Raw genomic sequence first — 21,904 nt, forward strand, 5'->3', positions numbered from 1 at the left:
CGTTGCCGCCGCGCCGCCCGGATCACGCGGCCAGATTGCGCGGCCGGTTTGTGGGCGTGGCCGCCTAGTCCACCAGCTTGGCCGGCCGCCAGCCCATTGCCGAGCTGAGCACGGCCAGCTGGGTGGCGGCGCGCAGCTGCTCCACGCTGATCGAGGCCTCCCGCAGCTCGCCGCGCTCCAGGGCCACCTGCCGGCCGATTCCCGGCAGGCAGCCGTCCTGCACGGGCGGGGTGAGCCACTGTCCGCCGATGCGCGCGGCCAGGTTGCCCACCGTGGTCTCGGTGACTAGGCCATCTCGGTTGACTAGCACCACGTCGTCGCGGCCCGGGTGGCGGGCGCGGGCCGCCTCAAAGTCGACTCGGTTGGTGGTCTTGTGGCGCCGCCAGGCCGCCACGAAACCCGGCTCGCGCGCGTCGGGGCGGTCCAGCCCCAGGCGCAGCGGCAGCGGCGTGCGCGCCGGGGCGCGCGTGGAGAAGGCGGCGGTGCCGTCGCGGCGCAGCTCTAGCCTGCCAAGCAGTAATGGAGCCTGCCAGGGATCCTCTGGCGTCCACACGGCGGCCTGAGCGTTCGGCAAGGCAGAGTCTTTACCCGGTGCGGCGGCTTCACCCGGCACGGGCAGAGCAGCCAGGGCGGCGGCGATCTGGCTCTCTAGGAGGGCGGTGAGGGCGGCAGCGTCGTACCCGAATCCCAGGGCCTGCGCGGAACGGCTCAACCTGGCCAGGTGGCGCTCCAGGTGGCGCGCACCGGCGGCGGTCAGGGCGAAGGTCTCGATCAGGGCGAAGTCGTCCTGTCCGTGCAGCACGCGGGTCTTGGTCAGCAGCTCGGCGTACTCCCCCGCTGGCGTGGACTGCCAGGTCACCCCGCCGCCCACGCCGTACTCGGCCCGCCCGGTGGAGCGGTCCAGGGCGACGGTGCGGATGGCCACGGAGAAGGCCCCCCGGCTGGTGCCGGTGAAGCAAGCGCGCCGTTCGCCCGCGCTGCCCGCCGCCGGCTCGATGAATCCGATCGCCCCGCAGTAGATCCCGCGCGGGGAGGACTCGAGCTCGGCGATCAGGTCCATCGTGGACTTCTTGGGCGCGCCCGTGATCGAACCGCACGGGAACATGGCCCCCATCAGGTCAGCCAGCCCGGCGTCCTGCCTGGCCGTGGCCGCCACGGTGGAGGTCAGCTGCCAAACGGTCGGGTAGGCCTCCACGGAGAACAACGCCGGCACGTGCACCGAGCCGACCTCGGCGACGCGGGCCAGGTCGTTGCGGATCAGGTCCACGATCATCACGTTCTCCGCCGTGTCCTTGCCGCTCTGCGCCAGGCTTTGGCGCAGCTTTTCGTCGCTGGCCGGGTCACCGCCGCGCGGGGCGGTGCCCTTCATGGGCACGGACCTCAGCCGCCCGCCGTCCCACTCCAGGAAGCTCTCCGGGCTGGCGCTCAGCAGCGCCCAGTTGCCCGCCTCCAGGTAGGCGCAAAACGCGCCGCGCTGGCGCTCGGCCAGGTCCAGGTAGTAGGCGTAGGCGTCTCCGGCGAACCGGGCGCGCGCCCTGGTGGTGAGGTTCACCTGGTAGGTGTCCCCGCGCGCGATCGCGGCCTTGACCCGCTCCACGGCCGCCGCGTGCTGGGCGCGGTCCCAGTCCAGCTCCCACGGGGTGAGCCGGTAGGGGCGGGGCGCGGCGCCCTGGCCCGCCACAGGCGTGGGCTCGGCGCCGCTTTCCCCGCCCGGAGGCTCGCTCACGCCGCCCAGCGGCTCGATCAGCGGGGCACCGCACACGGCGAACCACGCCAGGGGCAGGGCATGCAGGGCTTGGGCGCCGGGCGCCGCCGGGGCGGCAAGCACGCCGGGCGCGGCGGGGGCGCCGGCCTGCCGCACGCTCAGGCTGGGGTCCAGCCCGGGGGCGGCCTCGTAGGCCAGGAAGCCGTAGACCCACCGCCCGTTCTCCACCGCCTGCTGCGCGGTGTGGAGCACGCCGGTCACCTGGTCGCTGCGGTGGGCCACCAGGACGCGCTCGGGGGCGCCAAATAGCAGGGAACGCCCGGCGCGGTAGTCGTCGAAGCGCGCGGCGGGCGGGGTGGGGATTGCCTGGGTGCTCATCGCCTCCATGGTCCCACAGGGCCGCGCTCAGGACCGGCGCAGGTTGGCCTCCTGCTCTGCGGAGAGGTGGCGGTCCACCGCCGCGCGCAGGGCCGGGTTTCGCTCCAGCTCGCCGGCGGCCACGGCCGCTCGGGCCGCGCCGCGCGCGTCGGCGATCAGGTCCGCGTCCCGCGTGACCCGCAGCAGTTTCAGCGAGGAGGCCCGGCCCGACTGGCTGCGCCCCAGCACGTCACCCTCGCTGCGCAGCGCCAGGTCCTCCTCCGCGAGCGCGAAGCCGTCGGTGGTGGCGGCGAAGGCGGCCAGTCGGCGCCCGGCCAGGGAGTCTGGCAGGGCGTGGGTGACGGCGATGCACAGGGAGGGCTTGGAGCCGCGCCCCACCCGGCCGCGCAGCTGGTGGAGCTGGGAGATGCCGAAGCGCTCGGCGTCCAGGATCACCATCATGGTGGCCGCCGGCACGTCCACGCCCACCTCGATCACGGTGGTGGACACCAGCACCGGGGTGCGCCCGGCCACGAACGCGTCCATGGCCGCGCCGCGCTCCTCCGCGCTGAGACGGCCGTGCATCTTGCCGATCCCGATTCCGGCCAGCGCCTCCAGGCCGGCCAGTTCGGCGGCCACGTCCTCCACGCTGGCCAGGGTCGACGCTGCCTGCGCGCCCGCCCCCCGCGCTTCTGGCCCACGTGCTTCCGGTCCCTGCGCTTCCGGCCCGTCCTCCAGGCCGGGCAGGGTGTCGCCGCCCGCGCCCGGCAGTTCGGGGGTGCCGGTGCGCGCAGAGGCCGGCTTGTCGGCATGGCCGGGCGGAACGTCGTCCCCCTGCCCCTCCTCCTCTTCGCCGCTGATGCGGGGCACCACCACGTAGACGCGGCCGCCCGCCTTCACCTCCTCTGCGGCGCGCTGCCAGATGCGGCGGTACCAGGCCTGGTTGGCGGCGGAGGCGATGAAGGTCTCCACTGGGCGGCGGCCCGCCGGCAGCTCGGTGAGGGCGGAGACGTCCAGGTCCCCGAACACGCTCATGGCGATGGTGCGCGGGATCGGGGTGGCGGTCATGACCAGCAGGTGCACGCCGGTGGTGGCGCGCTCGCGCAGCACCTCGCGCTGCTCCACGCCGAAGCGGTGCTGCTCGTCCACCACCACCAGGCCCAGGGAGGCGAAGGCCACGCTTTCGCTGAGCAGGGCGTGGGTGCCCACCACGATGCCGGCGCTGCCGGCGGCTATCTCCGCTAGGGCGGCGCGCCGACGCGGGGCGCTCAGGTTGCCCGTCAGGAGGACCACCCGGGTGGCGTCCGCCGCGCCGTCCAGCATCCCGCCCGCGCCCAGCTCTCCCAGCAGGCTGGTGATGGAGGCGAAGTGTTGCTGGGCCAGTACCTCGGTGGGGGCCAGCAGCACCGCCTGGGCACCGGCGTCCACCACCTGCAGCATGGCGCGCAGCGCCACGATCGTCTTGCCGGCGCCCACGTCTCCCTGCAGCAGGCGCTGCATGGGCACCGTGCGGGTCAGGTCGGCGCTGATCTGGCGCCCCACCTCCACCTGCCCGGCCGTGAGCGGGAAGGGCAGGCGCTCATCGAAGGCGCGCAGCAGCGGACCGAGCGCTGCGGGGCGCGGCTGGCCGGTGTCCGACCGCCCCGGCTCCAGCGGCGCGGGCCGCCCGCAGGCCGGTGCCGCCTCCTCCTCCGCCTCGGCGCGCGCCTGCGCCAGGCCCGCCTGCAGCACAAAGGCCTCCTGGAAGGCCAGGAAGCGGCGGGCGCGCTGGTAGTCGGCCCGGTCCCGGGGCCGGTGGATCGCGCCGTAGGCGGCAAAGGTAGAGGGATAGCCGCGCGGCTCGCGCACGCTTGCCGGCACGGCGTCCGGCACGTCGCCGGGGGTGAGGCTGTCCAGCACCACGCCCACCGCGCGGGCGATGGCCCACGTGGGCAGCCCGGCGGTGGAGCCGTACACCGGGATGGGTCGCTGCGTGCGCTCGCGCACCTCCTCCTGGCTTAGGTCCTCCCCCAGCACCTCGTAGTCCGGGTGGGTCAGCTGGCGGGTGCCGCGATACGTGGTGACCGTGCCGGCGAACAGGCCCACCGCGCCCGGGCGCAGGCGGTTTTCGTGCATCCGCAGCGCACCGGCGTGCTTGGCGAAGAACGTCAGGGACAGCTCGCTGGTCCCGTCCGTGATCCGCACCGCCAGCAGGGAGCCGCCCCGGTTGCGCATGGGCCGCGACTGGCTGGCCACCACCCGGGCCTGCACCGTCACCGCGCTGCCCTCCTCCAGCGCCGCGATCGGGGTGAGCTGCCCCCACTGCTCGTAGCGGCGCGGGAAGTGCTCCAGCAGGTCGGCGCCCGTGTTGAGGCCCAGCTTGGCCAGCTTCTTCGCGGTGGCCGCCCCCACCAGGGCAGACAGCGGCTCCTGCAGCGGGCTGGCCGCGCCCAGCTCCCGCGCGGCCCGCGCCGCCGGGGGCCTGCCGGCCCGGGCCGATGCCGGCCCTTCAGACGGGGTGCGCTCGGCCACCGCCTACTCCGCAGCCAGGAGAATGCTGGGCACGTCCGTGCCGGCGTCCACCACCACCACGTCCAGGTCCGCGAACGTGGACTCCGGCAGCCGCTCCAGGCCGTGCCGGTCGGTGCGGTCCAGGCTGCCCGAATAGAGGGCCCGGTCGGTGAGGTCGAGCAGGCGCTCGGCCACCTGATCCACTAAGGCCCGCTCGGCGTCCCCGGAGACCAGGAAGGTGATCACCTCCGGCTCGTCGCGCAGCAGCTCGCGCAGGCTCTCCACCAGCTCGGCCTCCTCCACGTGGCCGGTGTGGTGGGCGGTGCGCAGGCGGCTTAGGGCGGCCCGGGCGCGCTCGCCCAGCTCCTCCTCCTGCGCCTGGGCGCCCAATCCGGCCGGGAGCGGGGCGGCCTGCGCCAGGGTAACCGCCAGCATCTCCAGCTCGTTGCGGCTGGGGGCCACGAACAATCTGGTGGCGCGCCGGTGCAGCTGCCCCAGCCGGTAGGAGCGTGCCAGTGCGTGGGCGACGTCGGCGGCGGCGCCGTCGCACGGAATGACCGCCACCAGGGGGGCGCCGGTCTCCAGGGCAGCCCGGTCTATGGCGCTGCGACTGTGGGCGGCCACCTCGCTAGTCAGCAGCACCACCACGGCGCCGGTGCGGGCCAGCTGCTCCACCAGGCCGGGGCTGCGCGTGATCGCCACCAACCCGGCCCCCTGCGCCGTGGCCGCCCGCCCGCCCGCGTGCCCCGGCCGCTCCAGCATCCGCACGCCGGCGTGCCCCGGCAGGGCGGAGACGGGATCCTCCGCAGCAGAGAGCCACGAGACGGGCTGCAGGTAGCGCACGCACACGTGCCGCAGGTCCGCGAAACGATTGGAGGCGGCCCAGCCCAGCTGCGCGGCGCAACGCCCCGCGAAGTCCTCCGGCAGCCCGGCGAACAGGCCGGCCGTGCCGCCGTGCGCCACCTGGGCGTCGCGCGGCGCCAGCAGGGCCGCCAGCGGCTGCTTGGTGTGCACGTGCACCTGCCACAGTCCCCCACCGATCTCGTCCTCCGTGCCCGTCACCGCCACGGAGTTGCCGATCTGGGTCAGGCGTTCGCGCACCGCCTGGGCGGTGGCGGCGGAGGCGTCCAGCAGGTACATGACCTCGAACTCGTCCACCAGGGGGGTCTGGGATTCGCCGCCCCACTGCTCGGGCATGTCGGTGAGCATACGCTGGAACACGTCCGGGTAGACCGGGTCCGCCCCGTAGAGCTGGGCCAGCGCCGCCAGGATGACGCCCAGGCCGATCGTGCCCGCGTCCGGGTACGGGGTGGGGCCGGCCTCCACCGAATAGATCGAGTCGGCTACCGCCAGGGTGGCCGTCAGCACGACCAGTCCGATGGTGGGCTGCAGTTCACCCAGGTCGCTGGCGCGCTCGGGGCCGGGCGCGCTGGCCGCCGGCGCGCCGCCGGCCAGCTGGGGCAGGTAGTCCAGCACGGCGGGAACCACGCGGTCCAGGGCGGTCAGGATCGTGCCCTCCACGGGCTCGCTCACGGCCTGGCGCGCCCCCAGCGCCATCTGCTCGAACGCGTCCACCAGGTCCACCTCGCGCAGCTGGGCGCGTCCCTCGCAGTGGGAGGCCAGGGATTGCAGCATCTGCGACAGGATCACCCCGGAGTTGCCGCGCGCCCCCAGCAAGGCCCCGCGCGCGGCCGCCGCGGTCACGGCCTCCAGGTCGCGTTTGCCGTGCATGTGGTCGATGGCCTCCAGCGCGGCCTCCAGGGTGGCGAGCATGTTGGTGCCCGTGTCAGAGTCCGCCACCGGGAAGTGGTTGAAGTAGTTAATCGTGGCCCGGTTTTGCGCCAGCTTGTCTGCGGCTGCCTTCAGCCACGCCTCCACTATCGCGCCGTCAAAGGCGGGTTCCTTGAACGCGTGTTCGTCTCTCACCGGGCCCTCCTCACCGCATTAGCCTACTTCGCTGGCGCGGTGGAACCGGGCGCGCGGCCCCGATATCGTGGCTCGCGGCCGCCCGCGCGGGTGGTCCCGTGCACCGATTCGCTCGCCTTCGCGGCGGCTGTGGGCAGTTACACAGCGCCGGAAGCGGGCGCAAACTTGGGATAATTTCCGCGATCGGCTATCCTTGCACGGTTGCTTGAGACGGCCTGCCGGTCGTTTTGGGCGGGCGAGCTACTATCCGTAGCCGCTTGCAAGCTTTAAAGATCAGGAGAACGACCGTGGCTTCCACCTGCGATGTGTGCGGCAAGGGCCCGAGCTTCGGCAAGAGCGTTTCGCACTCCCACGTGCGTACCTCCCGCCGCTGGAACCCGAACATTCAGCGCGTGCGCGCGCTCGTTGACGGCACCCCCAAGCGCGTGAACGTCTGCACCACCTGCCTCAAGTCTGACCGCGTCACCCGTCGCGTGTCTGCCTGAGCAGTCTGAAGGAACCCGGCCCTCGCGGCCGGGTTTTTTCTTTGCCCCGCGCGGGTCCTTGCGGGCAGCCTGCCGCCCGGCGCGGCGGCGTCCCTTAGCGTTGCAGGTGGTCCCAGCCGGTTTTCTGCACGACGTTCCCCACGGCCTGACCCAGGACCGTTACCTCCGGCGCGCCGGCCTGGGCGCAGCCGCCGATCACCTGGAAGCCCGCCGCGGCGGCGACCTGTGGCGTGGGGAAGGTGGCCAGCATAGCGTGGTCCTCGCCGCCGGTGAGCATCCACTGACGCACCCGGGCCTCGACCTGCCCGGCGGGCACGCCGAGCCACTGGGCGCAGCGGCGCAGCAGCGTCGCCACGCCGGGTAAGCCGTTCCCGCTGGGCGGGGCTCCCCCGCTGGGCTGGCTCCCCGCGTCGGGCAGCTCGGGTCCGGTGCGCTGTGCTAGCTTGCCGGGCACGCCTTGGCCGCCGGGAGTGGCACCCCAGACACGCTGGTCTAGGTCGATGGCCACGCCGCTGGCGCGGGCGATCCGGCCGACGTCTCGCAGCAGCCCGTCGGAGACGTCCATCATCGCGCTCGCCCCGGCTTGTGCGGCGGCCACGCCGGCACTCAGGTTGGGCGTGGGCGCCTTGAAGATGCCCAGGCAGTGGGCGGCTGCTGCGGCCGGACTGCCTGTGGCGGCCCGGCGGAGCTCGTCCTCCACGCGCGCCCGCTCTGGTCGCGGCAGGCCGCGCAGCTGCGCGGCCACCTCGAGGCCCGCGGCCGACAGGCCCAGCGTGCCGGACACGGCTACCGCGTGGCCGGCCCGGGCGCCGGAGCGCAGCACCGGCGCCCGGCCCTCCAGGCTCCCGAGTGCAGTGATGGAAACAGTGAGCACGGGCCCGCTGGTGATGTCGCCTCCCACCACGCCGGCCCCGGCCTTCTCGCAGCGCTCCCCCAGGCCCCGCGCGAACTCGTTGACCCAGTCGGCCTGCAGCCCCGGTGGCAGGGACAGGGCACAGACCAGGGAGGTGGGCACAGCCCCCATCGCGGCCACGTCGGCCAGGTTCTGGGCGGCGGCGCGCGCCCCGATCTCGTAGGGGCTGGAGACGTCCAACCAGAAGTGGCTGGATTCCACCAGCATGTCTGTGGTGACCACGTCAGCTCCGCGCACCACCGCGCAGTCGTCTCCCGGGCCCACCACGGTGTGGGCGCCCACGGGCAGGGCGGGCAGGAAGCCCGCGATGAGGGCCTCCTCGCCCCCGACTGCCGCCGTCATCAGCCGCGCGCCTGGGCCAGGGAGGAGGCGTGCAGCAGGATCGCGGCCGCGCCGGCCACGTTGAAGGATTCGGCGTGCCCGCGCAGGGCGATCCGCACGGAAGCGTCGCAGGCCGCCAGCTCAGCCTCGCTGAGCCCGCGGGCCTCGTTGCCGAACACCCACGCGGTCGGCCCGCCCAGCTCCGGCCCCTTCGCCGGCCCCTTCGCCGGTCCCTTCGTTGCCCCGCCCAGCTCCGGTTGCGCCGCTTGCCCGCCAGCTTGCCCGGCCGCCGCACTCGTCTTGGCCCCGCCGTTCAGGCTGGCGACCAGCAGCTCTTCCAGGCTCACCTCGCCGTAGCCGTGCGCGGCCAGCACCTGCAGGCCCGCCGCGCGCAGCTCGGCCACGGCCGCGCCGAACTCCACGCCCCGCACGATCGGCAGGTGGAACACGGAGCCCACGGAGGAGCGGATCACCTTCGGGGAGGTCACGTCGGCGCCGCCCTTGGCGACCACCACGGCCTGCGCACCGCAGGCGTCGGCCAGGCGGATGATGGTGCCCACGTTGCCGGGATCCTGCGCCTCGGCCAGCACCGCCACCAGGCGGGCGCCCTCCCACCGCTCCAACCGGGCGGCCACGGCGGCAGCGTCGGCCACCGCAATTATCCCCTGGGCGTCGCCGCTCATCGCGTCGGCCACGGCCTGGCTCACCAGGTGCACGTAGCGCGTCACGCGCCGCGCGGCCTCCCACAGCTGCCCGTAACGCTGCGCGGCCGCCTCAGTGAAATAGACGTCCCGCACCGTCTCGCCCCGGTGGGCCAGCAGCTCGCGCACGGCCTGCGGCCCCTCTACCAGGATCAAGCCGGTGCGGGAACGAGCAGAGCGCCCGGACAACGCCGCCACCCTTTTCGCTCTCTCGGAGCGAGGATTGGCGAGCACGTCCGGGCGCTCTTGCGTCAACGCGCTGGGCTTCAGGCAGCCGCGGCGTTCACGTCGGCCGGCAGGGCGGCCTTGGCGGCGGCGACGATCGCGGCGAAAGCGGCGGCGTCGTTCACGGCCAGCTCGGCCAGCATCTTGCGGTTGACCTCGATGCCGGCCAGGTTCAGGCCCTGGATCAGGCGGTTGTAGGTCATGCCGTTGGCGCGAGCCGCAGCGTTGATGCGCTGGATCCACAGGCGGCGGAAGTCGCCCTTGCGGTCCTTGCGGTGGTCGAAGGCGTAAACGAAGGAGTGAGTGACCTGCTCCTTGGCCTTGCGGTAGAGGCGAGAGCGCTGCCCGCGGTAACCGGAGGCCTGCTCGAGTACGGTACGACGCTTCTTCTTGGCGTTAACAGAACGCTTTACACGTGCCATTTCTTCTTAACCTCTTCCTAGATCACTTGCCGAGCAGACGCTTGACGGCCTTCAGGTCGGCCTGGGCCACCGAGGTGTCAGCGGACAGGCGACGCGTACGGCGGGAGGACTTGTGCTCCAGCAGGTGGCGCTTGCCGGCCTGCTCGCGCATGATCTTGCCGCTGCCGGTCACGCGGAAGCGCTTCTTGGCACCGGAGTGCGTCTTCATCTTGGGCATTGTTTGTCCTTTACTTCCGGCCCCCAGGGAAACCCGGGCGGCTCATCTTCAGTCTTCGGTGGCGGCTGCCTGCTCGGCGGCCTGACGCTCCGCCTGCTCGCGCTCGCGCTTGCGGCGCTGCTCCGAGCGGGCGGACTGCTTCTTCTTCAGCGGCCCCAGCACCATGGTCATGTTGCGTCCGTCCTGACGCGGCATGGACTCCACGGTGCCCAGCTCGGCCACGTCGGCCGCCAGGCGCTCCAGGAGGCGCACGCCGGCCTCGGGGCGGGACTGCTCGCGGCCACGGAACATGATCATGACCTTGACCTTGTCGCCCCCGGAGAGGAAGCGCTCAACGTGACCGCGCTTGGTCGCGTAGTCGTGGTCGTCGATCTTGAGGCGGAACCGAATCTCCTTCAGCACGGTGTTGGCCTGGTTGCGGCGCGCGTCGCGCTGCTTCATGGCCGTCTCGTACTTGAACTTGCCGTAGTCCATGAGCTTGGCTACGGGCGGCTTGGCGTCAGGCGCCACCTCCACCAGGTCCAGGTCAGCCTCCCTGGCCAGACGCAGGGCGTCCTCAACGCGGACAACGCCAACCTGCTCCCCTCCTGGGCCAACCAGCCGGACTTCGGGGACGCGGATCCGGTCGTTGATGCGTGGCTCGCTAATGGGTAGCTCCTTAACTAGGTGGGGCGCCGCAGCAACGAGAAAAGCCCCCGTCGCAGGCGCGCACGGAGGCTTCCGCTGGTCATGGAACGGCCATGTCCAGCTTTCGACCCGGCCCCTGTTGCGTTTGGAACGACGGTTGGGACCCAGGTGGGAATTAATCCGCTTGCGCACCGAAGCATTGCTGCCCGGTCGGTCTTGGCTAGTTTAGCAGAGGCGCCGCGGCGTTTCCGGCCGCGTTTTTGTGAGGCCACTTACGCCGGCCGACGCTCCTCCCGCCGCCCCGATCTGGTTGGCCGACGCTCCTCCCGCCGCCCCGCGCCCCACGACCCGGCCGCACGTTGGCCGCGCGTTGACCGCTCGGTGGCCGGCGGTCCCAGGAAACGTCGTCCACGCCCATCTCCCAGAAGTGGGGGCGGGAAGGCGGCTAGGAGACTTGCCGGGCGGCTAGGCGGGCAGGGGGCGCAGCTCGATGGAGTCGGCGCCCTCGAGGGTGCGCACGCGGGCCAGCTCGGCCTGCACCCGCCCCAACGCGGCCTCGGCGGCCGCGCGGTCCAGCCCGGGGGAAAGGCGAACGCTGAGCACCACCTCGGTGCGCACGCCCGGGGCGATGGTGATGGCCTCCACGCCCTCGGTGCGGCCGGCCAGTCCCTCCAGCTGGGCGGCCAGGGCGCCGTCCTGCCAGATGGGTCGCCACGGGATCTGCGCCGTCAGGCAGATCACGGCGGAGCGGAACATGAGGGCGCGGTGCTCGCTGGCCGGGTCGATCAGCAGCAGGGAGTTGGCCTCCGCGATGGCGGCGGTGGCGGCCCGCACCGCCTTGACGGGCACGGGTCGGGCGGCCGGGTTCCACTGGCGCATCGTCTCCAGGCTGGAGAACACCGGGAAGGCGCGCCGGCCATCGCCCAGCTCGACCGTGACCTCGCTGGCGGAGAGGAAGGCGTCCTCGGTCGGGTCGCCGGTGGTGACGGACTCGTGTTCCACCACGGTGCCGTCCTCGTTGCGGCCCGGGTGCTCGTGCGGGATCACCGGCACCAGCACGCGCGTGGCCTCCACGGCCTCGAAGACGGCCAGCGGCCGGCCCGGGTCCAGCTGGTCCAGCTCCAGGGCGGCCCGCAGCTGCTCGGGGGCGTCCCCGTGATCGTTGGCGAACGGGTTGACCTGCCCGGAGCGGCGGGCCCAGATCTCCGCCTCGCGCCGGGCGGCTTCGCCGATGGCGGTCCGGACGGCGGTGCCGGCGGCCACGCCCGGATCGAGCGGGGCCGCCGCCATCGGGTTCGCGGCGACCGGGGCCGCCGTGGGGGCCGCCGTGGGGGTCACCATCCGGCTACCTCGAGGGCCTGCGGCAGCGTGAAGTTGCCGGCGTAGAGGGCCTTGCCCATGATGGCGCCCTCCACGCCCACGTCCACCAGCTCGCGCAGGGCGGCGATGTCCTCCAGGCTGGAGATGCCACCGGAGGCGATCACGGGGGCACTGGTGCGTTCGCACACCTGGCGCAGCAGCTCCAGGTTGGGGCCGCGCAGCGTGCCGTCCTTGGTCACGTCGGTGACCACGTAGCGGGAGCAGCCGGCCTCATCCAGGCGCGCCAGCACCTCCCACAGGTCCCCGCCCTCCTTGGTCCAGCCGCGGGCCGCCAGGGTGGTGCCGCGCACGTCCAGGCCCACGGCCACGCGGTCGCCGTACTGATCGATGACGCGGGCGGTCCACTCCGGGTCCTCCAGGGCGGCGGTGCCCAGGTTGACGCGGCGGGCGCCGGCGGCCAGGGCACGCTCCAGGGAGGCGTCGTCACGGATGCCGCCGGAAAGCTCCACGTTGATCCCGGTGTTGGCGACGATGTCTGAGAGCAGCTCGGCGTTGGAGCCGCGCCCGAAGGCCGCGTCCAGGTCCACCAGGTGGATCCAGCGCGCCCCCTGCGCAACGAACTTGGCTACCGCGTCGCGCGGGTCGCCGTAACCGGTCTCGCTGCCGGCCTCGCCCTGCACCAGGCGAACGGCCTGGCCGTCTACAACGTCAACAGCGGGAAGCAGCTCCAGGCGGCTCATGGGTTCTCCTTGGGTCTGGGGGCGGGTTTCAGAAGGACGGTTTACGGGAAGGGCGGGTTTCGGACGGGCGGGGCGGGGCGGGCGGGGCGGGCGGGCCTTGACGCGCTGACCGCGCTGACCGGGCGGTCCGGCCCCGGCGGGCGGGCGGCGCAGGTTCGTTCGGCTTGCCGGCCCGCCGGAGGGTCAGAGCGTGTCGATCCAGTTGCGCAGCAGCTGGGCACCGGCGTCCCCGGACTTCTCCGGGTGGAACTGGGTGGCGCTGAGGGCGCCGTTCTCTACGGCTGCCAGGAAGTCCTCGCCGTGGTGGGCCCAGGTGGCAAGCGGCAGGCGCGTGGGGCCCTGGGTGAGGTGCTGGGCGGGGTCGGTCTTGGCCGCGTAGGAGTGCACGAAGTAGAACAGCTGGTCCTCCAGCCCGGCGAAAAGGGTGGAGCCTGCGGGCGGGCGCACCGGGGACCAGCCCATGTGCGGCACCACGGGCGCGTCCAGGCGCTCCACCTTGCCGGGCCACTGCCCGAGCCCGGTGGGCAGCTCGTCCCCGGCCTTCTCGGTGGAGGACTCGAACATGACCTGCATGCCAACGCAGATGCCGAGCACGGGGCGCCCGCCGGCCAGGCGGCGCTCGATCAGGCGCGGCCCGTCCACCTGGCGCAGGGAGTCCATGACGGCGGCGAAGGCGCCCACTCCGGGCACCACGAGTCCATCGGCCTCGGCCACGGCGTGCGGGTCGCTAGTCAGCTCCACCGACACACCGCACCGCTCCAGCGCCCGGCAGGCCGAGCGCACGTTTCCTGAGCCATAGGACAGCACTACGACGTTCTTCACGCAGGCCACCTTAATACGCCCGCGCGCGAGTGCCTCGCCCCGTCCCATCCGGTGCGCGCCCGCGCGGCCACCGTCGCTATTGGCACAGCGCCGATAGCCCACCTCGATGCAATCTTGCCCACAGGCAAAAGGGCGGGCCTGCGGCCCGGAAAGCGATAGGAGTACAGTAAATCAGCACTGTGCGCCTTGCCTGCCGATCAGTCTTAGGGGAGACCAGACGGTGGGGCGGTGCCGGCGCCCGCCGGGCGCTGCACTGCGGCCATCTGCATTTCTTAAAGGAGTTTCAATGGCTATCCGCCCCCTGCCGCTGTCTGCGGCAGTCACTTCCGCCCTGGCTTTCTTGTTCCAGCTGGTGGCCTCTGCCGACTACATGACGTTCTTCGACGTGATCTCTTACTCGTTCACGATGCTCGTGCCGGCCGCGTTGATCTGCGTGGCCCTGTTCAAGGACGGCCGCTGGATGCCTGCCGCCCTGGCTGCCACGTTCGTCGGTTCGGGTTCTGTGGCCTGGCGTTTGTTCGACTACGTCACCGGCGTCAACTCCGGGGCTGAGGGCTACGGCCTGCGCGTGGTCATCATGCTGCTGACGCTTTCTGCGCTGATCCTGGTGGTTATCGAGGCCGCTCAGCTGGGTTACCTGAAGCTGGAGAACCACCCGGTGCGCAAGGCCGACGGTTCCGTTCCCGTCATGGTCAACCCCGCCCTGACCCAGCAGGCCGCTCAGCAGGCCGCCCAGCAGCCCGCCCCGGCGGCCCCGGCCGCCCCGGCCGCGTTCCAGGCCGGCGCCGCCCAGGCGCAGGGCGCCTTCCAGCCGGACGCTGCCCAGCAGGCCGCGCCGTCCCCCTTCGCGGTGGGAGCTGAGCAGGCCGGTGCGCAGGGCGTGCCCGCCCCCGCCGAGCAGTCCGTTGCCGCCGAGCAGATGGCCCAGCAGGCCGCCTCGGCGCACGACGCTGCCGCACCCGCCGCTCAGGCCGCTGCGGCCGCCCCGGTTGCCGGCTGGTACGCCGACCCCGCCAACGCCGCCCAGCTGCGCTACTGGGACGGCACTGCCTGGACCGGGCAGACCCAGCCGCGCGCCTAGTCCGGCCGCACCCGGCGAACAGACCGGTGGGGTGGGAGCCCTTCAGCTCCCACCCCACCGGTCTGTTTTGAGTCACCTAGCCCGACCCGATTCGGGGCGGGCGGCCTGGCTCAGGTGGACTTGGGTCCCCGGCGCCCGCCCTTAAAGCCCCAGCGACGAAAACGCGTTGCGCTATCGGAGGCGGCCACCTCCGCCACGCGCTTGACCCCCAGCAGCAGGTCCTCCACCAGCGGGTCGGCCTGGGCCAGCACCAGCCCGGCGGGGATCTCCTGGCTCTCCTCGCCCTTGACGTAGCGGCGGGCGCTGATGTGCCCGGAGATGCCGGCGTCGATGCCCACGTCGGTGGCCAGCTCGCTGACCAGGGCGATCACCCCGTCCCGAGACAGGGCCGCCAGCAGGGTCGCCGCCTTCTCCAGCACCGGGGAGGAGCCGGGCATGTTGCCGGTGCCCAGGAGCTCGGCCACGTCCCAGTCGTCGGAGCCGACCACCTCCAGCTCCACCGCCGCGATGGCGCCGGTGCTCGTCTCCACCACCGCCATCTCCACGCCCTCCAGGCCCAGCATCATCTGCAGCGGCGTGCCCTTGGCGAACGGGGTCATGATCACCCCCACGGCCAGGCGCGCGGCGGGCGCCACCCCGGCCGGGGCGTCCAGGCCCTCTGCGGGCAGGAAATCGGGGATGCTCGGCTCGTCCAGCAGGGCGTCGGCGGCAACGTCGTCCCCCACCCGCCCAGTCAGGGCGTCAAGCCCGCCACCCGCGCCGGCGGCGTCGTCCCCAACACGGCCGGCGCCAGCGCGGTCGGCGCCAGCACGGTCGGCCGGCCCGGCGGCGTCGTCCAGTCCACCCAGTTCTGCCAGGTCCTCACCGGACAGGCCGGAGGAGGCCATGAGGCGGGAGAACTCGTCGTCCAGGTCGCGTTCCATCAGAGGGCGCCCTTGGTGGAGGGGATGCCGTCCACGCGCGGGTCCAGCGCCACCGCGGCGCGCAGCGCGCGGGCCAGCGCCTTGAACTCGGCCTCCACGATGTGGTGCGGGTCGCGGCCGGCCAGGACCCGCACGTGCAGGCAGATGCCCGCGTGCAGGGCCAGGGACTCCAGCACGTGCCCGGTCAGGGAGCCGGTGTAGTGCCCGCCGATGCGATGGAAGGCCAGCGCCTCCGGTTCGCCGGTGTGCACGCAGTAGGGGCGGCCGGAGACGTCCACCACGGCCTGCGCCAGCGCCTCGTCCAGCGGCACCAGGGCGTCACCGAAGCGGGCGATGCCGCGCTTGTCGTCCAGCGCCACCTTCAGGGCCTCGCCCAGGCAGATCGCCACGTCCTCCACGGTGTGGTGGGCGTCGATGTGGGTGTCGCCGTGGGCCTGGACCTTCAGGTCGATCAGGGAGTGCTTGGACAGGGCCGTGAGCATGTGGTCGTAGAACGGCACGGTGGTTGAGATCTCGTTGGCGCCGGTCCCGTCCAGGTTCATCTCCACCCGGACGGTGGACTCGCTGGTGACGCGCTCGATTACGGCGGTGCGGCTCATGCGCAAATCTCCTTCAGTGCGGTGCGGAAGGCTTCCATTTCGCCGGGGGTGCCCACGCTGACGCGCAGGTATCCGGCGGGGCCCACCTCTCGAATGATTATTCCCCGCTCCAGCAGGGCGTTCCACACGAAGTGGCGGTCCTCGAAGGGGCCGAACAGAACAAAGTTGGCGTCGCTGTCCAGCGCGGTCAAGGCCATCTCGCCGCGCAGCCACTCCACCAGGGCGTCGCGCTCGGCGCGCAGGGAGGCCACCTGGGCCATCAGCTCGTCCTGGTGCTCCAGGGCGCCCAGGGCGGCCGCCTGGGTGACGGCGGAGAGGTGGTAGGGCAGGCGCACCACGGTCAGGGCGTCCACGATCTCCTGGGAGGCGCCGCAGTAGCCCAGGCGCAGGCCGGCGGCCCCGAAGGCCTTGGACATGGTGCGGGTGACCACCAGGTGCGGGTTGTCAGCCAGCAGGGTCAGGGCGCTGTCCACGCCCTCGCGGCGAAACTCCCCGTAGGCCTCGTCGATCACGACCACAGTGGCGGTGGGCTCGCCGCCCGGCCCGACCGGCCCAGAGGTGCGGGTCAGCTCCAGCAGTGCCTTGGTGGTGGAAAGGGGCAGGGCGGTGCCGGTGGGGTTGTTCGGGGAGGCCAGCACCAGCAGGGCGGGGCGGTGGCGCTCCAGCAGCTGCGCGGCGGCCGCCACGTCCACGCCGTAGTCCGCCCCGCGCGGGGCGGCCACGAACTCGGTGTGGGTGTCTCGCGCGTACTCCGGGTACATGGAATAGGACGGGGTGAAGGTGAGCGCGCAGCGCCCCGGCCCGCCGAAGGCCAGGAACAGGTGAGTCATCACCTCGTTGGAGCCGTTGGCTGCCCACACCTGCATGGGCGGCAGGCTCACGCCGGACTCGCGCGCCAGGTAGGCGGCCAGCGCGGTGCGCAGCTCCACGAAGTCGCGGTCCGGGTAGCGGTTTAGCCGCACCGCCGCCTGCGCCACGCGCGCCGCGATGGTCTCAACCACCCGCTGCGAGAGCGGGTAGGGGTTCTCGTTGACGTTCAGCACCACGGGCACGTCCGGGTGCGGGGCGCCGTAGGGGGCAACGCCAATCAATTCGGGGCGCAGAGGGAGGTTCACGCGCCCAGTCTATGGGCCGGTGCGCTAATTTGAATCTATGGCTCAAGGCTTGACTCTGCCCCCGTTGTTTTACTCCGCCTACATCTCTTCCTTCGCCGAGTACCGCGACGCGCTCAGGGAGCGAATCCGCCCCGGGGACTGGGTGTTCATCTGCCTGCACATGGGCGAGGAGGCGGAGCAGCCTGGCTACCGCGAGCGCGTGCAGGAGGTTTGCGCCGAGTTGCATTCGTGGGGCGCGCGCATCATGGCCGACGTCGCCGGCCGCACCCTGGAGTACTACGGTTGCTCGTCGCTGATCGAGCTGGTCACCGAGCTGGGCATCGAGAGCGCCCGCGTGGACTACGGGGTGAGCCGCGAGGAGATGGTGGAGCTGGCCGAGCACTGCATCTTGGCGGTGAACGCGGCGTTCGTGGCTGAGGAGCACCGCCCGCTGCTGCGATCGGAGTTCCTCTCCACCCACAACTATTACCCGCTGGCGGGCAGCGGCGTGAGCGCGCAGTTCCTGTTGCCGCCCACCCGGATCCTGCACGACTGCGGCGTGGAGGTCTACGCCTTCATCCCGGGCGATTCGCGCCTGCGCCACCCCGTCGGGGAGGGCCTGCCCACCGTGGAGTCGCACCGCGCCCTGCCCCCTTACGTGGGCTACGTGGAGCTGGCCACGGTGTGCGAGCAGGACGCCGTGTTCGTGGGCGATCCGTGGCTGAGCGACGAGCAGGTCGGCCTGATTGAGCAGGCGCGCTCCACCGGCGTGCTGCCCGTGCCCGCCCACCTGTACGCGGAGGGCAGTCAGTGGTACGACGTTCCGCTCACCCTGCGGTTGGATTCGCCGCAGTCCGTTTTCCGCGTGGTGGAGTCGCGCGAGTACGCGACCAAGGGGGACGACGTTGCCCAGTTGCGCCCCTGGGCCCGCCCGGCCGGCACGATCACCGTCCACAACGAGAACTACCCGCGCTACACGGGCGAGGTGCAGGTGGCCCGCCAGGATCTGCCGGCCGACCCGCGCGTGAACGTGATCGGGCACGTGCTGCCGGAGTACCGCGAGCTGCTGCGCCTGCTGCAGCCGGGCTGGCAGGTGCGCCTGGTGAAGGTGGGCTGAGCCGGGGGCCGCGCCTGCTACGGGCCGCGCGCCCCGGGCCGACTAAGCCCTACTGGCCGTCCGCTCCCCGGGCCGACTAAGCCCTACTGGCCGTCCGCTCCCCGGGCCGCCTCAGCCCTACTGGCCGCGCACCTGGGCGGCGTGGGCGTGGGCCGGCAGGTCCTCGGCCACCGCCAGGGCGGACAGGGCCGGGGTGAGGCTGGCCAGCGCCTGGCGCGAGTACTCCACCACCTGCATGGGCTTGAGGTAGGCCATCGCAGACAGGCCCGCGTCGTAGCGGGCCGTGCCCCCGGTGGGCAGCACGTGGTTGGAGCCGGCCATGTAGTCACCCAGCGGGACCGGGGAGTAGGAGCCCACAAAGATCGCTCCGGCGTTGTAAATCCGCTCGGCCACGGCGGCAGCGTCGTCCACCTGGATCTCCAGGTGCTCGGCCGCGTAGGCGTTGGCCACCAGCACGGCGGCGTCGATGCTGTCCACCAGCACGATCCCGGACTGCGGGCCGGTCAGGGCGGTGGCCACGCGCTCGGTGTGCTTGGTGAGGGCGGCCTGGGCGGCGATCTCCCGCTGCACGGCGTCGGCCAGCTCGGGGCTGTCGGTGATCAGCACGCTGGCGGCGGCAGGGTCGTGCTCGGCCTGGCTGATCAGGTCGGCGGCCACGTAGGCGGGGTTGGCGGTGGCGTCGGCGATCACGGCGATCTCCGTGGTGCCGGCCTCGGCGTCGATGCCGCACTCGGAGCGCACCGCCCGCTTGGCGGCCGCCACGTAGGCGTTGCCCGGACCCGTCACCACGTCCACCGGGGCGCACAGCCACTCCCCCGTGCAGGCGGCCGCGTCCTCAGCCGTCTCCGGGCGGGCGCCGTAGGCGAACATGGCGATCGCCTGCGCGCCACCGGCCGCGTAGACCTCGGTGACACCGGTGAGGTGGGCGGCGGCCAGGATCGTCGGGTGCGGCAGGCCCCCGAACTCCTTTTGCGGCGGGGAGGCCAACGCCACCTGCGGCACGCCCGCGGCCTGCGCCGCCACGGCGTTCATCACCACCGAAGACGGGTAGACCGCCAGGCCACCCGGCGCGTACAAGCCCACGCGGCGCACCGGCACCCAGCGCTGGTGCACGAACCCGCCCGGCACCACCTCCGTGGACGTGGCCGGGGGCACCTGCACCGCGTGCGCCTTGCGGGCGTTGGCGATGGCCACCTCCAGGGCCGCGCGCACCTGCGGGTCCAGCTCCCGGGCGGCGCGCTCCAGCTCGTGCGCCGGCACCCGCAGGTGCAGCGGACGCACCCCGTCGAAACGCTCGGCCGCGGCGCGCAGGGCGGCCGCGCCGCGCTGGCGGACGTCGTCCAGTACCGGGCGCACCCGCTCCAGGGCGTCCTCCACCTTCATCTCCGCACGCGGCAGGCGCGCCGCGACGCTCGCCGCGTCCAGCTCCTCGCCACGCAGGTCCAGCACACTCAGGGCAACCGGGGTAGTCATGGGCAAAAGGATAGGGCCCGGCTCTGCCACAATTGAGCAATGCCCACATACGAGACGATCCCGGTACGCGGCGTGATCCGCCTAGGCCAATTCCTCAAGCTCACCGGCCTGGTGGAGGACGGCGCCACCGCCACCATCGCCATCCAGTCCGGCGACGTGCTAGTCAACGGTGCCGTGGAGCAGCGGCGCGGTGCCCAGCTGGCCGCCGGCGACGTGGTGGAGATCGACCTGCCCACCGGCCGCGAGGGCGCCGTGGTGGGCGAGGGCATCTAGGCCCGGGCGGGGTACTGCAGGCCGGGGCGGGGCTCCAGGTCGGGCGCAGTGCTGCAGGCCGGGCGCGAGGACGCCGATCAGGCGTCGCAGGGCAGCCACTCCCCGCGCCCTTGGTCGTGCCTTCACCGCTGTTGAGATTGCCTCAATGTGGCGTAGTCCGGGACTTTTTCTCCGCTTGCTCGCCGCCCAGAAACGCTATTTTCTCTTTTATGAAGTCCATGCGGGAGAGGCAGAGCGACGGTGGTCGGCGCGGGAGCGCTAGCACCGTCGGGTGGACGCCCCGCTTTGGGTTAATCGCTTTAGCGGTTGGAATTACGCTGGGGATTGCGGCCTGCGGCTCAACCGGCCAGGATGCGCCGGAGCCGGTGGACCCGAATAAGAGCGCGCTGGCGATTTCCCCGCAACCGGTGCCCTCCGCGAGCGCTGCGGCGAGCAGTGAGTCACAGGCCGCGCCCGGCGGGGACACCTACCAAGCGGTGGACCTCGAGGCGCCCCGACTGAGCGACGTCGCCGCCGAACCTAGCGTCGATGGCGCCGAGGCCTACGCCTACTTCCTTTTCCACGGCTGGGCCTACGCGATTCAGTCCAACGACGTGGACTGGTGGCGCGCCAACGCGCAGGGCTCTGCCCCCTGGCTGGAGAGCATCGCGCACGTGCTGGTGGAGGGCGCCCACGCCGGGACGGCGGCTAAGGTGGCCGACTTCCAGCCCTACACGGTTCGGCGCGGCACCAACCCGGACAACCCGGACGAACACGTCGTCGTACTCCAGGCACAGGTGGACACGATTTACGAGGTGTCAAGGGACGGTGCGCAAGCTGTTGACACGCCAGCTATGCTGACGGAGTTCGCAGTGATTCTCTCTTACACTGACGGCAGGTGGCTCATTAAGGACGCCGAAATGATGCAAGCCCAGGGGCAGCAGTGATTCATTGGCTTATTGCACTATCGCTTGCGCTTTCCGCTCCCGTCGCAACGGGTAAGTATCACGGCGAGTCCGGCGGCAACAACGGCGAAGTCACCATTTCTTCCACGGACATTTGGGCCGACCCCGCCCCGCCCCCGCCTCCGGTTTTCCAGCCGCCGGCGCCGCCGGCGCACCACGCACCGCAGCAGGCACCTCGCCCGGGGTCCGGCGGGCATTCGCGGGTGGAGCCGCCCAAGGCTCCCAGGCCGCCCGCCCAGCCGGCACCGAAGCCGGCTTGGACCCCCAAGCCGGAGCCCAAGCCAGAGGCGCCCAAGCCCGAGCACGAGGCGCCCAAGTCTTGCCCCAGCCCGAAGCCGACCAAGCCGCCGGCCTCCGGTGGCTCGTGCGGCTGCCCGAATGCCGCCGCGCCGCCGGCTGCGGCCCCGGGCACTCCCAGCCCTGCGGCCACTCCGGGCGTCTCCGTAACGGAGATGGCCACGGTGCGGATCACGCCGTCTGTCATCACGATGTGGCCCTCATCCGGGGACGTGCTGATCAACCTGCGCACTCCGGTGATGACCAGCGGCAACCCGCAGATCCATTCCGTGATGCTGCGCGGGGAGCAGATCAACGTGCGCGCCACTCCGATCGAGTTCACCTGGGACTTCGGCGACGGCACCGAGTTCACCACCACCGACCCGGGCACTCCCTTCCCGAATGCCTCGATCTCGCACCAGTACCTGACGCGCTCCCCCAAGACCCGCATCACCCTGACGACCACCTGGAAGGCCGAGTTTCAGCACCCGGGGACCGGGGCGTGGCACCCGGTCAGTGGCACGGTGAAGACCACCAGCCACTCGCGCTGGTTTGCTCGCAAGATGGCCCAGGCGTTCCTGACCGACGAGGCCGAGCGGCTCCAGGGCCGCTAGCCTCCCGGGCCGCTCCGGGTAGCGCGTTGGCCCCCGGCTGGATGGCGCTCCCGACGGCGACTCTTCAACGCGCCATGCGCACGGGCGTAACGCGGCGCAAGGTCGGGGCCTTGGCCTTTCGGCCCGGCAAGCTGGTCTCACCCCAACTAGCCGTGCCCAATCTCGACGTTTGTGGCTTCAACTAGACGAATGGCCCCCAATCTCGACGTTTGCGGCCTCAACTAGACGAATCGCCCCCA

At 72.3% G+C, this 21,904-nt stretch carries 21 protein-coding genes; 6 read left to right on the forward strand and 15 right to left on the reverse strand.

The genetic code is table 11. The features are described from left to right. Positions 1-64: 64 nt before the first annotated feature. The 3 genes from pabB to ABYF38_RS01740 form a co-directional block, all read right to left on the reverse strand. Positions 65-2,083 (reverse strand): aminodeoxychorismate synthase component I, encoded by a 2,019-nt coding sequence (gene pabB, locus ABYF38_RS01730; protein ID WP_371152407.1) that lies wholly within the window; start codon positions 2,081-2,083, stop codon positions 65-67. A 27-nt stretch (positions 2,084-2,110) separates the two neighbouring features. Beyond that, the gene (locus ABYF38_RS01735) at positions 2,111-4,465 is read right to left on the reverse strand and encodes an ATP-dependent DNA helicase RecG (RefSeq protein WP_371152976.1); all 2,355 of its coding nucleotides are present in this window, start codon (positions 4,463-4,465) and stop codon (positions 2,111-2,113) included. Positions 4,466-4,576: 111 nt separating this feature from the next. Then, entirely contained in the window at positions 4,577-6,478 is a 1,902-nt protein-coding gene (locus tag ABYF38_RS01740) for a DAK2 domain-containing protein (protein WP_371152408.1), read from the reverse strand. Between the two features lie 287 nt (positions 6,479-6,765). On the opposite strand from ABYF38_RS01740, the gene rpmB reads away from it, so the two are divergent. Beyond that, a complete protein-coding gene (gene rpmB, locus ABYF38_RS01745) occupies positions 6,766-6,963 on the forward strand; it encodes a 50S ribosomal protein L28 (RefSeq protein WP_371152409.1) in 198 nt (65 codons plus the stop codon). 94 nt (positions 6,964-7,057) lie between these two features. Here the strand turns inward: rpmB and thiL are convergent, their stop codons facing one another. The 8 genes from thiL to hisH form a co-directional block, all read right to left on the reverse strand. Further along, on the reverse strand, positions 7,058-8,218 hold the full coding sequence (gene thiL / locus ABYF38_RS01750; RefSeq protein ID WP_371152410.1) for a thiamine-phosphate kinase: 1,161 nt from the start codon (positions 8,216-8,218) through the stop codon (positions 7,058-7,060). Next, positions 8,218-9,096 carry a TrmH family RNA methyltransferase gene (locus ABYF38_RS01755; RefSeq protein WP_371152411.1) on the reverse strand — a complete coding sequence of 293 codons (879 nt, stop codon included), beginning with the start codon at positions 9,094-9,096 and terminating at the stop codon, positions 8,218-8,220. The genes thiL and ABYF38_RS01755 overlap by 1 nt, the downstream gene beginning before the upstream one ends. Before the next feature lie 68 nt (positions 9,097-9,164). Next, positions 9,165-9,545 (reverse strand): 50S ribosomal protein L20, encoded by a 381-nt coding sequence (gene rplT / locus ABYF38_RS01760; protein ID WP_371152412.1) that lies wholly within the window; start codon positions 9,543-9,545, stop codon positions 9,165-9,167. 22 nt (positions 9,546-9,567) lie between these two features. Then, positions 9,568-9,762 carry a 50S ribosomal protein L35 gene (gene rpmI / locus ABYF38_RS01765; RefSeq protein ID WP_371152413.1) on the reverse strand — a complete coding sequence of 65 codons (195 nt, stop codon included), beginning with the start codon at positions 9,760-9,762 and terminating at the stop codon, positions 9,568-9,570. A 48-nt stretch (positions 9,763-9,810) separates the two neighbouring features. After that, positions 9,811-10,581, reverse strand: coding sequence for a translation initiation factor IF-3 (infC, locus tag ABYF38_RS01770; RefSeq protein ID WP_371152414.1), 771 nt, complete (start codon positions 10,579-10,581; stop codon positions 9,811-9,813). 273 nt (positions 10,582-10,854) lie between these two features. Further along, positions 10,855-11,730: an SseB family protein gene (locus tag ABYF38_RS01775; protein WP_371152415.1), complete on the reverse strand. Its 876-nt coding sequence runs from the start codon at positions 11,728-11,730 to the stop codon at positions 10,855-10,857. Next, the gene (priA, locus tag ABYF38_RS01780; protein ID WP_371152417.1) at positions 11,724-12,449 is read right to left on the reverse strand and encodes a bifunctional 1-(5-phosphoribosyl)-5-((5-phosphoribosylamino)methylideneamino)imidazole-4-carboxamide isomerase/phosphoribosylanthranilate isomerase PriA; all 726 of its coding nucleotides are present in this window, start codon (positions 12,447-12,449) and stop codon (positions 11,724-11,726) included. The genes ABYF38_RS01775 and priA overlap by 7 nt, the downstream gene beginning before the upstream one ends. 183 nt (positions 12,450-12,632) lie before the next feature. Then, complete coding sequence (gene hisH / locus ABYF38_RS01785; protein ID WP_371152418.1) at positions 12,633-13,271, reverse strand: imidazole glycerol phosphate synthase subunit HisH; 639 nt, start codon at positions 13,269-13,271, stop codon at positions 12,633-12,635. A gap of 286 nt (positions 13,272-13,557) precedes the next feature. Between hisH and ABYF38_RS01790 the strand changes: the two genes are divergently transcribed. Next, positions 13,558-14,352, forward strand: a complete 795-nt coding sequence (locus ABYF38_RS01790) for a DUF2510 domain-containing protein (protein WP_371152419.1) — start codon at positions 13,558-13,560, stop codon at positions 14,350-14,352. A 110-nt stretch (positions 14,353-14,462) separates the two neighbouring features. Here the strand turns inward: ABYF38_RS01790 and ABYF38_RS01795 are convergent, their stop codons facing one another. Genes ABYF38_RS01795 through ABYF38_RS01805 form a run of 3 tightly spaced genes read right to left on the reverse strand, consistent with a single transcriptional unit; the run spans position 14,463 to position 16,989 of the window. Beyond that, on the reverse strand, positions 14,463-15,275 hold the full coding sequence (locus ABYF38_RS01795; RefSeq protein WP_371152420.1) for a hypothetical protein: 813 nt from the start codon (positions 15,273-15,275) through the stop codon (positions 14,463-14,465). Continuing rightward, positions 15,275-15,874: an imidazoleglycerol-phosphate dehydratase HisB gene (gene hisB, locus ABYF38_RS01800; RefSeq protein WP_371152421.1), complete on the reverse strand. Its 600-nt coding sequence runs from the start codon at positions 15,872-15,874 to the stop codon at positions 15,275-15,277. Before hisB ends, ABYF38_RS01795 begins: the two co-directional genes overlap by 1 nt. Next, the gene (locus tag ABYF38_RS01805) at positions 15,871-16,989 is read right to left on the reverse strand and encodes a histidinol-phosphate transaminase (protein ID WP_371152422.1); all 1,119 of its coding nucleotides are present in this window, start codon (positions 16,987-16,989) and stop codon (positions 15,871-15,873) included. The genes hisB and ABYF38_RS01805 overlap by 4 nt, the downstream gene beginning before the upstream one ends. A gap of 49 nt (positions 16,990-17,038) precedes the next feature. On the opposite strand from ABYF38_RS01805, the gene ABYF38_RS01810 reads away from it, so the two are divergent. After that, positions 17,039-18,085, forward strand: a complete 1,047-nt coding sequence (locus ABYF38_RS01810; protein WP_371152423.1) for a MupG family TIM beta-alpha barrel fold protein — start codon at positions 17,039-17,041, stop codon at positions 18,083-18,085. 117 nt (positions 18,086-18,202) lie between these two features. On the opposite strand, the gene hisD is transcribed toward ABYF38_RS01810, so the two are convergent. Continuing rightward, positions 18,203-19,558: a histidinol dehydrogenase gene (hisD, locus tag ABYF38_RS01815; protein WP_371152425.1), complete on the reverse strand. Its 1,356-nt coding sequence runs from the start codon at positions 19,556-19,558 to the stop codon at positions 18,203-18,205. A gap of 39 nt (positions 19,559-19,597) precedes the next feature. Here hisD and ABYF38_RS01820 point away from each other — a divergent pair, with 39 nt between their 5' ends. From ABYF38_RS01820 to ABYF38_RS01830, 3 genes are all read left to right on the forward strand, one after another. Then, the gene (locus tag ABYF38_RS01820; protein ID WP_371152426.1) at positions 19,598-19,831 is read left to right on the forward strand and encodes an RNA-binding S4 domain-containing protein; all 234 of its coding nucleotides are present in this window, start codon (positions 19,598-19,600) and stop codon (positions 19,829-19,831) included. Between the two features lie 365 nt (positions 19,832-20,196). Then, positions 20,197-20,757, forward strand: a complete 561-nt coding sequence (locus tag ABYF38_RS01825) for a hypothetical protein (protein WP_371152427.1) — start codon at positions 20,197-20,199, stop codon at positions 20,755-20,757. Between the two features lie 221 nt (positions 20,758-20,978). Next, complete coding sequence (locus tag ABYF38_RS01830; RefSeq protein ID WP_371152428.1) at positions 20,979-21,665, forward strand: hypothetical protein; 687 nt, start codon at positions 20,979-20,981, stop codon at positions 21,663-21,665. Positions 21,666-21,904: the final 239 nt, after the last annotated feature.

The organism is Buchananella sp. 14KM1171 (assembly GCF_041380365.1).
Lineage (GTDB): Bacteria > Actinomycetota > Actinomycetes > Actinomycetales > Actinomycetaceae > Buchananella > Buchananella felis.